Genomic DNA, 13,302 nt, shown 5'->3' with positions numbered 1-13,302 from the left:
GGGCTGCCCTCGATGGGGCGGCCACCGATGGGGCGGCCACCGATGGGGCGGCCCCCGCTGGGGCGGCCGAACGCGGCTACGACAGCTACGGCATACACCCGCACATGATGGACGACATGCCGGCCTGGCAGGTGCTGTTCGACAAATTCGGCGTGTCACGCAACCGCGATGGCCAGAACGCACAGCAATGGGACGGGCGCTTCTGGTTCGGCACGGCCACCGACCGGCTGCTGGTCAAATCGGAAGGCGAACGCGAGAACGGCGAGGGCTCGGACGGTGAAGTCGAAGCGTTCTGGAGCCACGCCGTCTCGCCCTTCTGGGACCTGCAACTGGGCGCGCGCCGAGACATCGGCACCGGCCCCAAGCGCAATTGGGCCGCCATCGGCATCGAAGGCGTGCTGCCCTACAACATCGAACTGGAAACCACCGCCTACGTGGGCGCGTCGGGTCGCACGGCACTGGCGCTAAAAGCGGAGTACGACCTGTTGTTGACCCAACGGCTGATCTTCACGCCCGAACTCGAAGCCAGCCTGTACGGCAAGTCCGACCCCGCGCGCGGCATCGGTTCGGGGCTGTCCGAAGGCTCGCTGTCGTTCCGGCTACGCTACGAAGTCACACGCGAATTCGCCCCGTATATCGGCGTATCCTTTGACCGGAAGTTCGGCCAGACAGCGCGCTACGCGTCCGACGCGGGCGCCAGCCGATCGCAGACTGCGCTGATGGCCGGCGTGCGATTCTGGTTTTGACGGCCGTGGCCGCATCAACGCCGCTGCCGTCGCATCACGGTGACAGTCGCCGTCACAGCGCCCATTTTTTTCCTTTACCCGATCGGAGCATCATGAACGTTTCCCGCCTCACCCGCCTGGTTCTTGCCGCCGCGCTGTGCGCGCCGACCTTCGTCATGGCCCAAGGCCCCGTCAAGGTCGAGGTCTGGAAGACGCCCACCTGCGGCTGTTGCGAAGACTGGGTCAAGCACATGCGCGATAACGGCTTCACCGTCACCACGCACGATGTGCAGGACACCGGCCCCATCCGCCGCAACGCGGGCATGGCTGACTACGGGTCGTGCCACACCGCGATGGTCGACGGCTATGCGGTCGAAGGCCATGTGCCGGCGCGCGACGTGCGCCGCCTGCTGCTGGAAAAGCCCGACGCGGCCGGCTTGGCCGCCCCCGGCATGCCGCTGGGATCGCCCGGCATGGACGGCCCCGAATACGGCGGCCGAAAGACGCCGCACGACGTGCTGCTGGTGGACAAGCAAGGCGGCGCGCGGGTGTACGAGGCCTACCGTTGAAACAATTCATCCACACCGCCTCAATGGCTACTCCTTGCAGTGCAGCAAAAATGCGCCACAATAAATAACACGTACTTCTCACCACCCCCTGGCAGTCATGGCAAAAATCGTCCTGTTCGAGAACATCCATCCGAGCGCCCGCGCGGTCTTCGAAGCCGCCGGCTACACCGATATCGTCACGCACGCCGCCGCATTGCCGGCGTCGCAGCTGCACGACGCCCTGCGCGGCGCGCAGGTGGCGGGGATCCGTTCTCGCACGCACCTGGATGCCGCCTTGCTGTCCAGCCCCGACCTGCGCGTGGTGGGCTGCTTTTGCATCGGCACCAACCAGGTCGACCTGGACGCGGCCATGCAGCGCGGCATCCCGGTGTTCAACGCGCCGTTTTCCAACACCCGCTCGGTTGCCGAGCTGGTGCTGGGCGAAGCCATTTTGCTGCTGCGCCGTATCCCCGAAAAGAATGCCCGCGTGCATCTGGGCCATTGGGACAAGAGCGCCGCGGGCGCCTTTGAAACCCGTGGCAAGACGCTGGGCATCGTGGGCTACGGCAACATCGGCTCGCAGATCAGCACGCTGGCCGAAGGCCTGGGCATGCGCGTCGTCTATCACGACGTCGAAGCCAAGCTGCCGCTGGGCAACGCGCGCCCGGCCGGCACGCTGAACGAGCTGCTGGAACAGGCCGACGTCGTCACCCTGCATGTGCCGGGCGGCAAGTCGACCGAGAACATCATGAACGCGGAAACCATCGCGCGCATGCGTCGCGGGTCCATCCTGATCAACGCCTCGCGCGGCGCCGTGGTGGACATCGATGCGCTGCACGCGGCGCTCAAGTCCGGCCATCTGGCCGGGGCGGCGCTGGACGTGTTCCCGACCGAACCCAAGAGCGCGGACGAGCCCTTGGCCAGCCCGCTGATCGGCATGCCCAACGTCATCTTGACCCCGCACATCGGCGGCAGCACACAGGAATCGCAAGAGAATATCGGCCGCGAAGTGGCTGAAAAACTGGTGCGTTTCCTGCAAGCTGGCACCACCAAGGGCGCGGTCAACTTCCCCGAACTGCCGTACCTGGAACCGGCTGGCGCCACCCGCATCCTGCACGTGCACCGCAACGCGCCGGGCGCGTTGGGCACGCTGGACAACCTGATGGCGCAACACGGGCTGAATATCGTCAGCCAGACGCTGCAAACCAAGGGTCAGATCGGCTACGTGATCACCGACGTGGAAGGCCAGGTGGATGACATCGTCATGACGACGCTGCGCAGCCACCCCATCACGGTCCGCTGCGACCGGCTGTAAGGCAGTAAAGCCCGATAGGCGCGTGGCCCGATCCGCAAAGCACGCGGTTCGGGCCACGCGCTTTTTTATTGCGCGCTCAGGATCGTGGCGGTGGCTGTGTTTGGGTCTGCGCGGCCGCCACCAGGCATTCCGCCATTTTCTCGCGCACGCTGCCGCTGTCGAAAGGCAGGCGGCCGATGATGCCGATGTCCCGGTGAAACGCATGTTCCTCCAGCGGCACCAGCCGCAAGCCCGTCAGATCCAGGCCACGCAATTGCGGCAATAGCGCCACGCCCAGGCCGTGCCGCACCAGGTTGGCGATGGCGTCAATCTCGTCCAGTTCGACGGCCTCGTGCACATTGATGCGGTGTTTCTTCAGAAAGATATCCACCACGCGCCCGCCGAACGACGCCCGGTCGTAGCGGATGAAAGGCTGCGTGGCCAGCACATCGCGCCACGGCGCCAGCGGCATGGCCTCGGGCATGGCCAGCACCACGGGTTCGCTCAGCAGGCGCTGCCAACCCAGCTCGGGCGGCAACGCGAAGGGCGGGCGGATCAGCACCGCCATGTCCACTTCGCCCGCGTCCACCTGACCCAGCAGGGACAGCGACACGCCGGGCACGATGCGCACCCGCACGTCGGGATACACCGCCCGAAAGCGGCCCAGCGCGTCCACCAGCAAATCGTGCTGCACCGAGGCGATGGCGCCGATGCGCAATGACCCGCTCACGTGTCCCGCCCCGGCCGTGGTGACCAGGCGCTCGGCCATGGCCACCAGCTCTTCGGCCTGCGGCAGCATCTCGCGGCCATGGGCGTTCAGCACCGCCGCGCGCGCGCCCCGGTCAAATAGCGCCACCCCCAGATATTCCTCCAGCCGCTTGATCTGGGCGCTGACGGCGGACTGCGTCAAACCCAGGTGCGTGCCGGCGCCGGTGAAAGTGCCATCCCGGGCCACGGCAATGAAGGTCTTGAATTCTTTGATCACGAGCAATCAATTTTTTTGGGTCTAAGGCACAAAAAATATCGTTTTTCAATCAAAAAAACAATCCCTAAACTAGGCGCTGGTGCTAAATACAGCACGCTGCACCCTGCGGGGATCCGCAGTCCGACCTTTTTGAATGACCCGGAGTTTTCATGACCGCCCAAACCAACCTGCCGCCGTTCCACTTGGCCTTTCCGGTCCGCGACCTGGCCGAAGCCCGCGCCTTCTACGGCGAAAAGCTGGGCTGTCCGGAGGGCCGTAGCTCGCCCGAATGGATCGACTTCAACTTTTACGGCCACCAGATCGTTGCCCACCTGGCCCCCAGCGAATGCGGCCACAACGCGACCAGCGCCGTGGACTCGCACAACGTGCCGGTCCGCCATTTCGGTGCGGTGTTGTCGATGGAACAGTGGGAAGCCATGTCCAAGCGCCTGATCGACGCGGGCACGGAATTCGTCATCGAGCCCTACATCCGCTTCAAGGGCGAAGTCGGCGAACAAGCCACGATGTTCTTCCTGGATCCGTCGGGCAACGCCCTGGAATTCAAGGCGTTCAAGAACATGGATTCGCTGTTCGCCAAGTAATCCCGCCGACCGCGCGCAACCGGCGTGACCCGTCGGTTTACGCGCTGCGGTAACGCGGGTTTGCCTCTTGCGCGGCCTGTTCGGCGGCTTCGAGATACGCCTCGATAATGCTGGGCAGCACTTCGTGCACATAGGTGCGCGTCAGCTGGGCCGCGCGGTCCACATCGCGGTTGGCCAGCGCCAGCGTAATGCCGTGGGTGTATGACTGGATGGTGTGGTTTTCCATCGAGCGGCGGGCCAGCAGGAATCGCAGCGGCTCGACCTGCTCGTAAAGCTTGCTCAACATGCTGGTCAGCGGCGTGTTGCCGGTGTAGCGGGCGCAAGCCAGATAGAACTCGCGCGCGGCGGCGATGCAGGCGCGCGCGTCTTGCTTTGCCATCGATGTGGCGATGGCCTCGTCGTAGCCGCGCAACTCGGCCACCAGCGGCGCCAGGTCGTCCATGTCGGCCAATTGCCGCAGGCAATAGGCCTCAAGCTCGGCGCGCAGCTGGTACAGATGGCGGATTTGCGTTTCGGTATAGAGCGTGGCCCGAAAGCCCTTGCGTTGGATATGCGTGACCAGGCCGCCCAATTCCAGCAGCCGCAAGGCTTCACGGATGGGGCTGCGGCTGGTGCCGAATCGCTGCTCCAGCTCTTGCTCGCGCAAGGGCTGACCGGGCCGGATAGTGCCGTCCACTATCAATTCACGAATCTGTTCCTGCAGGAAATACGGAATCGTGGCGGGCGCTTTTACGTCCAATCGGCTCCCCTTGACTGCCCGAGGCATGTGTTGAGAGACCGAAAGATACTAGAAATTTATTGAAACACAAATAAGAAAATTGTTGCAGAGGCCCGGCGCGGCCCCCCGGTAGGCGGAACCTGAGGCACTGCGGCGAGCACTGCGGCAGGCTCAGTCCCAGTCGTCGCGATACACGAACTTGGGCATTTGCCAGTTAAAGCGCAATGCCAGCAGGCGCAGGGCCAGGCCCGCCGCCAGCGCCAGCGGCACGGCCGCGTTGGCCGACAGGCCCAACGACTGCCCGCCCAGATACAGCGCCCCGGTCACCACGGACACGCTGGCGTAAAGCTCCTTGCGAAACAGCAGCGGCACCTCGTTGCAGAGCACGTCGCGCAGCACCCCGCCCGCGCACCCGGTGATCATGCCGCTGATGAGCACGACTGTGATCGGCAGCTGCATCATCTGCGCCACTTGGCAACCGATCACGGTGAACGCCACCAGCCCCAGCGCGTCGGCCAGCAGAAACAGGCTGCGCAGGCGCCGCATCACCGGCGCGATCAGGGCGGTCAGAATCGCCGCGCCGCCGGTCATCCACAGATACTCCGGGTGGATGACCCAGGTAAGCGGGTAATGCCCCAGCAAGACGTCGCGCAGCGAACCGCCGCCCAGCGCCGTCACGCACGCAATGATGCACACCCCCATCCAGTCCATGTCGCGCCGGCCGGCCGACAACGCCGCGGTCATCGCCTCGGCCACGATGGCGACGAGGTACAACGTGTGCAGCAACAAGGGGGAAATGTCAGAAAGCATGGGGAAGAATCAAGAAAGCCGGTGACGGAACCCGCCCATTGTATTGAGCCTGACCCCGCGCAAGCGGCCATTGCGGCGCCCGACCTCATCGCTTACGCTGGTCCGTGCGTTGATATCGATCAATCCCCAGTCCGCGTCGCGGCGAGACAATGGGGCATTGCCCCCGCAAGGGAGGTACCTGCCAGGCTGGCGGACGCGGGAGTCGCCACTCTGGCTACAACCGGGAGATAACGTATGACACAGCAAATCGGCCCCATCCTGTTGGCCACGGACCTGAGCGCGCGCGGCGATCGCGCCCTGGACCGTGCCTTGCAGCTGACGAAAGAACTGGGCACCAAACTGATCGTGTTGCACGTCATGGAAAACCATGCCAACTCGGCGCGCCTGACCACCCCGGTCTGGCGGCGGCTGTCCAGCGACCACAAGGCCCTGGCCGAACGCGAGCTGGCGGAAGACCTGGCCGCCGCCGATGTGCCGACCGAAGTGGTAGTGGTGTCTGGCGATCCGCTGGCGCACATCACGGAAACGGCCGACAGCTTTGGCTGCTCGCTGATCGTCACCGGCACCGCTCGCGACGAAACGCTGGGTCGGCTGCTGTTGGGCACCACCGTCGAAAAGCTGGTGCGCCAGGCGCGCCAGCCCGTGCTGGTGGTCAAGACCCGGCCGCGTCGGCCGTACCGCGACGTCCTGGTCGCCACTGACTTCTCCGACGGCTCGCGCCATGCGTTGCGCGCGGCGCTGCAACTGGTGCCCAACGCCAACCTGACGCTGTTCCACGCGTATGACGTGCCGTTCCAGGGCAAGCACACCCCCGAAGACGCCGTCTCGCGCAGCTTTCACCAGGAAGCCGAGCAAAGCGCGCGCGAGTTCACGGCCAGCACGCCGGAACTGGCGGGGCTGACGCCGCCCAAGGTGGTGCTGGAAGCGGGCCAGCCGGAGACGGTCTTGTCGGAATATTCCTTCCACCACCGCTCGGACCTGGTCGTGACCGGCACGCATGGCCGCACCGGCATCCTGCGCACCGCCATCGGCAGCGTGGCCGAACGCCTGCTGGAATCGTTGCCCAGCGACGTGCTGATCGTCCGCCTGCACGACGAAGACTGACGCCGCGCGCGGGTCGACAATAAAAAGGCGGCGCCCGGTGCGCCGCCTTTTTCATGGGCTGAGGCCTGCCTTCAGGCCTGGTCGCCCTGCTTTTCCATCGCGTCGATCGTGCCGCGCAGCCTATGCAGCAGCACGAGCCCCGGCAGCGCGATCAGCACCGTCAGCAGGAAAAACCCCGGCCAGTCCAGGCGCTCGACCAGCGGCGGAGTCAGCGGCCCCGCCAGATAGGTACGGCCCACGGCCGACAGCGCCGACAGCAACGCAAACTGGGTCGCCGAAAACCGGCGCTGGCACAGCGCCATCAACAAGCCCACGAACGAAGCCGTGCCCAGTCCGCCACACAGGTTTTCAATGCCGACGCCAGCCGCCATCAGCGACAGGTTCTTGGGGCTGACCGCGATCAGCCAATACGCCAGGTTCGACACCGCCTGTAATAGCCCGAACGCCATCAGCGACCGATACAAGCCCCAGCGAGCCATCAGCGAGCCACCCGCCAGCGCCCCCACGATGGTGGCCGCCAGGCCCAGCACCTTGTTCACGGTACCGACCTCGGTAGGCGTGAAGCCCGCGCCCCGGATCAGGAAGGTGGTGGACAGCGCGCCTGCGAACGCGTCGCCCAGTTTGTACAGCACGATCAGCAGCAGGATCGCCAGCGCGCCACGGCGCGTGAAGAATTCGTGCAGGGGCTCGCCAATGGCCGCGCCCAGCGTACGGGGCGCGTGGGCGACGTGCTCGGGCTCGGGCGCCAGCAGCGTGGCCACCGCGCACAGCAGCATCAGCGCACCCATCAGGACATAGGTGTAGCCCCAGCCGATCCATTGGTCCGCCAGGATCAGCGCCAGCCCGCCGGAGGCGATCATCGCCAGCCGGTAGCCCATCACCTTCACGGCCGCGCCCGCGCCCCGTTCTTCCTTGCGCAGCACGTCAGTGCAATAAGCGTCGAACGCGATGTCCTGCGTGGCGGACAGGAAAGCGACCACCACCGCCAGCAAAGCCAGCGGCATCAAGGCGTTGGACGGCGACAGCGCACCCATAGCCATGATGGTGATGGCCAGCAACAGCTGCGTCACCAGCATCCAGCCGCGCCGCCGGCCGAGCAGCGGCGGCACATAGCGGTCAACGAAGGGAGCCCAAAGAAACTTGAGGGTGTAGGCGGTGCCCACCAGCGTGAGGAAACCAATTTCCTGCAGCGGCACGTTTTCGACCGTGGCCCAGGCCTGCAAGGTACCGCCGGTCAGCGCCAAGGGCAGTCCGCTGGCAAAGCCCAGGACCAGCAAGGGGGCTACGCGGGGGCTGGTATAGACGTTGGATACAGCGGTGATGACGGTCTCCTGAAACGCGCCGCACGGCGCAACAGGCGTTGCGTCGCGGGCTTGCGGCATTTTAGGGCCTGTTGCCGCGCGCCGTCAGGAGGATCGGTGTCGGAATGTCAGGGCGTGGCAAAACGGTACACCGCCAGCGTGCTGCGCCAGCTGGGAAACAGCTTGACCTCGTGGCCTTCGTTGAACGTGGCGCGTTCAAGAATGCGCAGGTTCAGTTCGCCAGCCAGTTGTTCGAAATCGCGCAGCGTGCACAGGTGGATGTTCGGCGTGTTGTACCACTGATAGGGCATCTGGCCGGTGACCGGCATGCGCCCCCGCAAGATGGCCCAGCCATGCGGCCAGTAGCCGAAGTTGGGAAACGACACGATGCCGTGACGCGCCACGCGCGCCATTTCACGCAGGATATGTTCGGTGCGGTGCATGGACTGCAAGGTTTGCGACAACACCACGGTATCGAACTGTTTGTCGTCAAACAGCGCCAGCCCGTCTTCCAGGTTCTGCTGAATGACTTCCACCCCGCGCCGCACGCACGCGATCACGCAGGTGTCGTCCAGTTCAACGCCCGCGCCGCGCACCTGGCGGTGGTCCCGCAGGTGCGCCAGCAGCGCGCCGTCGCCGCAGCCCAGGTCCAGGACGCGGCTGCCCGGTTCGATCCAGCCGGCGATGCGCGCCAGGTCAGGCCGCAGCGCGGCATGGGCATAGCGGGGGGTCACGGGATTCATTCGGAGCGTCCTTCGGTCTGCGCGGCGTCGGCGGTCAGGCCAAGTTCGCGCGCGATGCGTTCGTAGTAGCCACGGACCACCGCGTGATAGCGGGCGTCTTCCAGCAGGAAGGCGTCGTGCCCGTGCGGCGCATCGATTTCGGCGTAGGTGACGGGGCTGGCGTTCTTGAGCAGCGCGCGCACGATTTCGCGTGATCGCTCGGGCGGGAAACGCCAATCGGTCGAAAACGACACCAACAGGAAATCGGCCTTGGCAGGCGCCAGCGCGCGCGCCAGGTCGCCGCCCGTGGTGCGGGCCGGGTCGAAATAATCCAGCGCCCGCGTGATCAGCAGATAGGTATTGGCGTCGAAATAACGGGTGAACTTCTCGCCCTGATAACGCAGGTAAGACTCCACTTCGAATTCGACGTCGTAGCCGTAGTGGTAGGCGCCGTTTTCGGCCGGCGCGCGTTGGGCGCGGCCGAATTTTTCGGCCATGTCGTCATCGGACAGGTAGGTGATGTGGCCGATCATGCGGGCCACCGACAGGCCCCGGCGCGGCACCGTGTCTTCGGCGTAGTAGTCGCCGCCGTGGAAATCCGGGTCGGTAATGATGGCGCGGCGCGCCACTTCGTTAAAGCCGATGTTCTGCGCCGACAGGCGCGGCGTGCTGGCGATCACCACGCAGTTGGCCACGCGGTCGGGCAAGGTGATGGCCCAGCTCAGCGCCTGCATGCCGCCCAGCGATCCGCCCATCACGGCGGCAAAGCGTTCGATACCGAAGTGGTCGGCCACGCGGGCTTGGGCGCGTACCCAGTCTTCCACTGTCAGCACCGGAAACGCCGCGCCCCAGGGCTTGCCCGTGGCCGGATTGATGCTGGCCGGCCCGGTCGAACCGAAGCACGAGCCCAGGTTGTTGACGCCGATGACGAAGTAGATATTGGTGTCCACCGGCTTGCCGGGGCCGACCATGTTGTCCCACCAGCCCACATCGCTGGGGTTGTCGGCCGCTTGCCCGGCGACGTGGTGCGACGCGTTCAGCGCGTGGCAGATCAGCACGGCATTGGTGCGCTGCGCGTTGAGCGTGCCGTAGGTTTCCACGGCAAGTTCGTAGGCAGCCAACGATTGGCCGCTAAGCAACGGCAGCGGTTCATCGAAGCGGATGAAGGTGGGTGCGACCAGGCCGACGGAACCGGGATCAACGGTGTCGGAGGTCGTGACGGTGGCGGGAGCGAACCCGCTGGCCGGATCAGCGGCCAAATCGGCGGCCGAATCAGCGGCCGAATCACCGGCCAAATGTTGGGCAGGAGTGGTCATACGGACCTCTTTAGCTGGATTTATTGGAAGGCGCCCGCAAGCGGATCAGGCAAATCGGCGCCGAAATATGGATGCTGCATTGGGTGCAGCGACAGGAATTCTAGCATTGCCGGCAGATGCTGCAAGGGCGCCGGCCTGGTGCGAAAATGCGTGTTATCCGCGACATCCCCTGCCCGCCTTCTTTGCGCGGGCGCGCGAATCGCCCCTCTGACAGGAAGGATATGGCTCACATCTATCTGGACGAACTGCAACACCTGGCCGCCGCCGCGCTGGCTGCCGCTGGCGCCAACCCGGCCATGGCCGACAGCACCGCGCGCGCCCTGGTTTTCGCGGAAAGCCAGGGCATCAGTTCGCACGGCCTGTCGCGCGTGCCGTTCTACGCGGGGCATTTGCGCGCGGGGCGCGCCATCGGTTCGGCCGTGCCGCGCATCGTGCACGAACGCGGCGGCGCGGCGCTGATCGATGCGGGCTCGGGGCTGGCATTTCCCGCCTGCGCGATGGCCGTCGAGCAAGCGGCCGTGCGCGCCCGCGAACATGGCATCGCCTTCATCGGCGTGGCCAACAGCCACCATTTTGGCGAAGCGGCCTATCACCTGGAGGCGCTGGCGGACGCCGGGCTGGTGGCGCTGGCGCTGAGCAATTCGCCAGCCGCCATGCCCGCCTGGGGCGGCAAGCGGCCGCTGTTCGGCACCAACCCCATCGCCGCCATCTTCCCCCGCCGCAATGGCGCCCGGCTGGTCATCGACCTGTCGCTGTCGCAAGTGGCGCGCGGCAAGCTGATGATCGCCGCGCGCGACAACCAGCCCATTCCACTGGGCTGGGCGCTGGACGCCAATGGCGAACCGACTACCGATCCAAAGGCCGGGCTGGCCGGCAGCATGCTGCCCGCGGGTGGCGTCAAGGGCGCGATGCTGGCGCTGATTGTGGAATTGCTGGCCTGCGCGCTGACGGGCGCGCACTTCGGCTTCGAAACCGAATCGTTCTTCGTCGATGCAGGCGGCCCCGCTCAACTGGGGCAGGCATTCATGGCGATCGACCCCGGCGCGCTGGCGGGCAACAACGCCTATCTGGAACGTGTCGAAACGCTGGTGGACGCCATGCTGGAAGATGATGGCGTGCGCCTGCCGGGCGACCGCCGCCGCAAGTTGCGCGACGAAGCGATCAAGCACGGCGTGGACGTTCCTGACCCGCTGATGGCGCAACTGCGCGACATGGCCGGCGTGGCCTGACTGCCCGGCGGGTATTGCGTCGTCAGGCGCCGTGGGTGAACCAGAGCATCAGCGGCGCCAGCAGCAGGAACACCACGGTCGACACCAGCACGGCGCCCGCCGCCGTGTCGCCCAGCGTCGTGTAGCGCTTGGCGTACATGTAGCTGACCACCGCGCACGGCATGGCCATCTGCAAGGTCAGCGCGCCGGCCAGCACGGGCTCGAGGTCCAGCGCCCACACCACGGCCAACCCCGCCGCCAGGCCCACCACCAGCCGTATCGCGGCCACCTTGGCGCCGTCGCGCAGGCCGTTGGACGGGATCAGGGCCAAGGCGTGGCCCAGGCTCAACAGCATCAAGGGCACGGTCACCGCGCCCAGCATATGGGCGGTGTCAATGACCCAGGCGGGCACCGGCACATGCAGCAGCCGCAATGCCACCGCCACCACCGAGGCCAGCAGAATGGGGCTTTTCCAGCTGCCCTTGGTATTGACGCCCGGCAGCAGCCGCACGGCAATGGTGTGCATGACGAAAGAATTGACCGCGAAGAACGCCACCGCCACCGACAGGCCCGCGTCACCGAACGCCAACTGAGAGATAGGCAGGCCCAGGTTGCCGGCATTGGGCAGGCTGGCCGTGGGCAGCAAGGTGCGCACCGGCAGCTTCCACACTTTGAGCAGCAGCGCGCCGACCAGCGCACACAGCAGCAACGCCGCGACGGTAGCGATCGCCACATCCGCCAGCGCGCGGTCATCCAGGTGCGTCGTCACAAAGGTATGGAACACCAGCGCGGGCGTGGTCACGGACGTCACCAATGTGGTGATGAACGCGCCGCCAAAGGGGATATCGCGCTTGCCCCACAGCACCCCGATGCCCACGCAAGACAACAGAGGCAGCATCAGCACGATGGCTGACAGGTAGAACTGGGCGATGGCCAACATACAACTATTCCGTCAAAGATAAGTGGATCAATGCGCGAAAGCATCAATGCTTGCTTGGCCGCCGCGCGGGCCGCAGCATGCAGCAACTTCACTACAAGGGGGCACTGCCCCGGGCCACCATGACCGCACCGCTTCGCTTCGCCGCGCTTCGAGGATCATCCGCATTCCAGCGCTTGTGCGCCTTCCATCCGGACCTGGCCCAGCGCGGCGGGCCGCTATCATCATTGGGGCCGCCGATGCCCGCGATGCATTCGCTGGGCAAGCTGCCCCCCTACAAAGCGCTGTCCGACCGGCAGGCGGCGTGCCTGTATTGGGCGGCGGCGGGCAAGACCAGCTGGGAAACCAGCCGCATCCTGGACGTCGCGGAAAGCACCGTGAATTTCCATTTGCGCAACGCCTGCACCAAGCTGGGCGTACGCGGGCGCCGCACGGCCGTGGTGGTGGCCCTGCGCCACGGGCTGCTGGACAGCGTCATCGAGTAACCGGGTTGGCCGGGCCCGGCTTGCCGGGGTTGACCACCACCGATCTCAGGAATTCGCGCGCGCGTTCGGCGGGCAGGCTTTCTTGGGTGCCGGCGGCCACGGCCTCGATCAGCATGGTGTCGGTGACCCAGACCTTGGCCACCAGCCAGCCGGGCTTGCCCATGGCCTTGCCGTGCACTTCGAAGTCCTGCCCATAAGCCGGCCATTCCGTGGGCGGCGGGGCCTGCATATTCGTGTACAGCGAATGCATCAGCGCCATGCCCAGCGCCTGCTTGGCGGCCGGGTCGGCGGCAATGTCCGGCGGCAGCGGGGCCGAGCCCACCGCGAACACGGCCTCGCCCACGGTCGCGCTCGACAGGGTAAAACGCAGGGTATGGGTGTCCAGGCGCAAGTCCCGGGTATCGGTCGAGACCCGGTCGGGGAATGCCGCGCGCACGTGGCCGTCGGCCACGTCCACTTCGCGCCAGTTGTAACGGGGCGAGCAGGCGGCAACCAACAAGGCCAACCCTACAAACAGGCCGGCTTTCTTGAACATGAAACGAAACAGCGATGAAATCGTCATTACCGT

General features: G+C 65.9%; 15 protein-coding genes and 1 riboswitch. Of the genes, 7 read left to right on the top strand and 8 right to left on the bottom strand.

Going from position 1 to position 13,302, the window contains the following annotated elements:
* From YH64_RS22840 to serA, 3 genes are all read left to right on the top strand, one after another.
* The coding region (locus YH64_RS22840; RefSeq protein ID WP_143215495.1) for a copper resistance protein B at positions 1-746 on the top strand (746 nt) is incomplete at its 5' end.
* 92 nt (positions 747-838) lie between these two features.
* Positions 839-1,294 (top strand): DUF411 domain-containing protein, encoded by a 456-nt coding sequence (locus tag YH64_RS22835; RefSeq protein ID WP_082134595.1) that lies wholly within the window; start codon positions 839-841, stop codon positions 1,292-1,294.
* A gap of 97 nt (positions 1,295-1,391) precedes the next feature.
* On the top strand, positions 1,392-2,588 hold the full coding sequence (gene serA, locus YH64_RS22830; protein WP_046806577.1) for a phosphoglycerate dehydrogenase: 1,197 nt from the start codon (positions 1,392-1,394) through the stop codon (positions 2,586-2,588).
* A gap of 76 nt (positions 2,589-2,664) precedes the next feature.
* On the opposite strand, the gene YH64_RS22825 is transcribed toward serA, so the two are convergent.
* On the bottom strand, positions 2,665-3,552 hold the full coding sequence (locus YH64_RS22825; RefSeq protein ID WP_046806578.1) for a LysR substrate-binding domain-containing protein: 888 nt from the start codon (positions 3,550-3,552) through the stop codon (positions 2,665-2,667).
* Positions 3,553-3,701: 149 nt separating this feature from the next.
* Between YH64_RS22825 and YH64_RS22820 the strand changes: the two genes are divergently transcribed.
* Positions 3,702-4,133 (top strand): VOC family protein, encoded by a 432-nt coding sequence (locus YH64_RS22820; RefSeq protein ID WP_046806579.1) that lies wholly within the window; start codon positions 3,702-3,704, stop codon positions 4,131-4,133.
* Between the two features lie 37 nt (positions 4,134-4,170).
* On the opposite strand, the gene YH64_RS22815 is transcribed toward YH64_RS22820, so the two are convergent.
* Together YH64_RS22815 and YH64_RS22810 are read right to left on the bottom strand one after the other, a co-directional pair.
* Positions 4,171-4,872 (bottom strand): GntR family transcriptional regulator, encoded by a 702-nt coding sequence (locus YH64_RS22815; RefSeq protein WP_255444675.1) that lies wholly within the window; start codon positions 4,870-4,872, stop codon positions 4,171-4,173.
* A gap of 150 nt (positions 4,873-5,022) precedes the next feature.
* Complete coding sequence (locus tag YH64_RS22810) at positions 5,023-5,661, bottom strand: trimeric intracellular cation channel family protein (protein ID WP_046806581.1); 639 nt, start codon at positions 5,659-5,661, stop codon at positions 5,023-5,025.
* Between the two features lie 234 nt (positions 5,662-5,895).
* Here YH64_RS22810 and YH64_RS22805 point away from each other — a divergent pair, with 234 nt between their 5' ends.
* Positions 5,896-6,765, top strand: coding sequence for a universal stress protein (locus tag YH64_RS22805; protein WP_046806582.1), 870 nt, complete (start codon positions 5,896-5,898; stop codon positions 6,763-6,765).
* Positions 6,766-6,836: 71 nt separating this feature from the next.
* Here the strand turns inward: YH64_RS22805 and YH64_RS22800 are convergent, their stop codons facing one another.
* The 3 genes from YH64_RS22800 to YH64_RS22790 all read right to left on the bottom strand — a co-directional run bounded on the left by YH64_RS22800 (position 6,837) and on the right by YH64_RS22790 (position 10,104).
* The gene (locus YH64_RS22800) at positions 6,837-8,147 is read right to left on the bottom strand and encodes a muropeptide transporter (RefSeq protein WP_255444674.1); all 1,311 of its coding nucleotides are present in this window, start codon (positions 8,145-8,147) and stop codon (positions 6,837-6,839) included.
* A gap of 47 nt (positions 8,148-8,194) precedes the next feature.
* On the bottom strand, positions 8,195-8,809 hold the full coding sequence (gene metW / locus YH64_RS22795) for a methionine biosynthesis protein MetW (protein ID WP_046806583.1): 615 nt from the start codon (positions 8,807-8,809) through the stop codon (positions 8,195-8,197).
* A complete protein-coding gene (locus YH64_RS22790) occupies positions 8,806-10,104 on the bottom strand; it encodes a homoserine O-acetyltransferase (protein WP_185975416.1) in 1,299 nt (432 codons plus the stop codon). The genes metW and YH64_RS22790 overlap by 4 nt, the downstream gene beginning before the upstream one ends.
* A riboswitch (SAM riboswitch) is annotated at positions 10,094-10,175 on the bottom strand. It overlaps the preceding gene by 11 nt.
* Positions 10,176-10,325: 150 nt before the next feature.
* On the opposite strand from YH64_RS22790, the gene YH64_RS22785 reads away from it, so the two are divergent.
* Entirely contained in the window at positions 10,326-11,333 is a 1,008-nt protein-coding gene (locus YH64_RS22785) for an Ldh family oxidoreductase (RefSeq protein WP_046806584.1), read from the top strand.
* A 22-nt stretch (positions 11,334-11,355) separates the two neighbouring features.
* Here YH64_RS22785 and YH64_RS22780 read toward each other — a convergent pair whose 3' ends face one another.
* Positions 11,356-12,252: an AEC family transporter gene (locus YH64_RS22780; protein WP_046806585.1), complete on the bottom strand. Its 897-nt coding sequence runs from the start codon at positions 12,250-12,252 to the stop codon at positions 11,356-11,358.
* A gap of 119 nt (positions 12,253-12,371) precedes the next feature.
* On the opposite strand from YH64_RS22780, the gene YH64_RS22775 reads away from it, so the two are divergent.
* Positions 12,372-12,734 (top strand): helix-turn-helix transcriptional regulator, encoded by a 363-nt coding sequence (locus tag YH64_RS22775; protein WP_082134597.1) that lies wholly within the window; start codon positions 12,372-12,374, stop codon positions 12,732-12,734.
* On the opposite strand, the gene YH64_RS22770 is transcribed toward YH64_RS22775, so the two are convergent.
* Complete coding sequence (locus YH64_RS22770; RefSeq protein WP_046806586.1) at positions 12,724-13,296, bottom strand: hypothetical protein; 573 nt, start codon at positions 13,294-13,296, stop codon at positions 12,724-12,726. The genes YH64_RS22775 and YH64_RS22770 overlap by 11 nt on opposite strands.
* Positions 13,297-13,302 lie beyond the last annotated feature (6 nt).

Source organism: Achromobacter sp. LC458 (genome assembly GCF_001005835.2).
Classification (GTDB): Bacteria; Pseudomonadota; Gammaproteobacteria; order Burkholderiales; family Burkholderiaceae_B; genus Achromobacter; species Achromobacter spanius_B.
This window is presented reverse-complemented; position numbering and strand designations above follow the sequence as displayed.

Excerpts from the sequence above, each read along its gene's own strand:
- YH64_RS22790 (WP_185975416.1), bottom strand. The coding sequence starts at position 10,104 with ATGACCACTCCTGCCCAACATTTGGCCGGTGATTCGGCCGCTGATTCG.
- YH64_RS22810 (WP_046806581.1), bottom strand. The coding sequence starts at position 5,661 with ATGCTTTCTGACATTTCCCCCTTGTTGCTGCACACGTTGTACCTCGTC.
- serA (WP_046806577.1), top strand. The coding sequence starts at position 1,392 with ATGGCAAAAATCGTCCTGTTCGAGAACATCCATCCGAGCGCCCGCGCG.
- YH64_RS22800 (WP_255444674.1), bottom strand. The coding sequence starts at position 8,147 with ATGCCGCAAGCCCGCGACGCAACGCCTGTTGCGCCGTGCGGCGCGTTT.
- YH64_RS22770 (WP_046806586.1), bottom strand. The coding sequence starts at position 13,296 with ATGACGATTTCATCGCTGTTTCGTTTCATGTTCAAGAAAGCCGGCCTG.
- YH64_RS22835 (WP_082134595.1), top strand. The coding sequence starts at position 839 with ATGAACGTTTCCCGCCTCACCCGCCTGGTTCTTGCCGCCGCGCTGTGC.
- YH64_RS22820 (WP_046806579.1), top strand. The coding sequence starts at position 3,702 with ATGACCGCCCAAACCAACCTGCCGCCGTTCCACTTGGCCTTTCCGGTC.
- metW (WP_046806583.1), bottom strand. The coding sequence starts at position 8,809 with ATGAATCCCGTGACCCCCCGCTATGCCCATGCCGCGCTGCGGCCTGAC.
- YH64_RS22805 (WP_046806582.1), top strand. The coding sequence starts at position 5,896 with ATGACACAGCAAATCGGCCCCATCCTGTTGGCCACGGACCTGAGCGCG.
- YH64_RS22775 (WP_082134597.1), top strand. The coding sequence starts at position 12,372 with ATGACCGCACCGCTTCGCTTCGCCGCGCTTCGAGGATCATCCGCATTC.
- YH64_RS22780 (WP_046806585.1), bottom strand. The coding sequence starts at position 12,252 with ATGTTGGCCATCGCCCAGTTCTACCTGTCAGCCATCGTGCTGATGCTG.
- YH64_RS22785 (WP_046806584.1), top strand. The coding sequence starts at position 10,326 with ATGGCTCACATCTATCTGGACGAACTGCAACACCTGGCCGCCGCCGCG.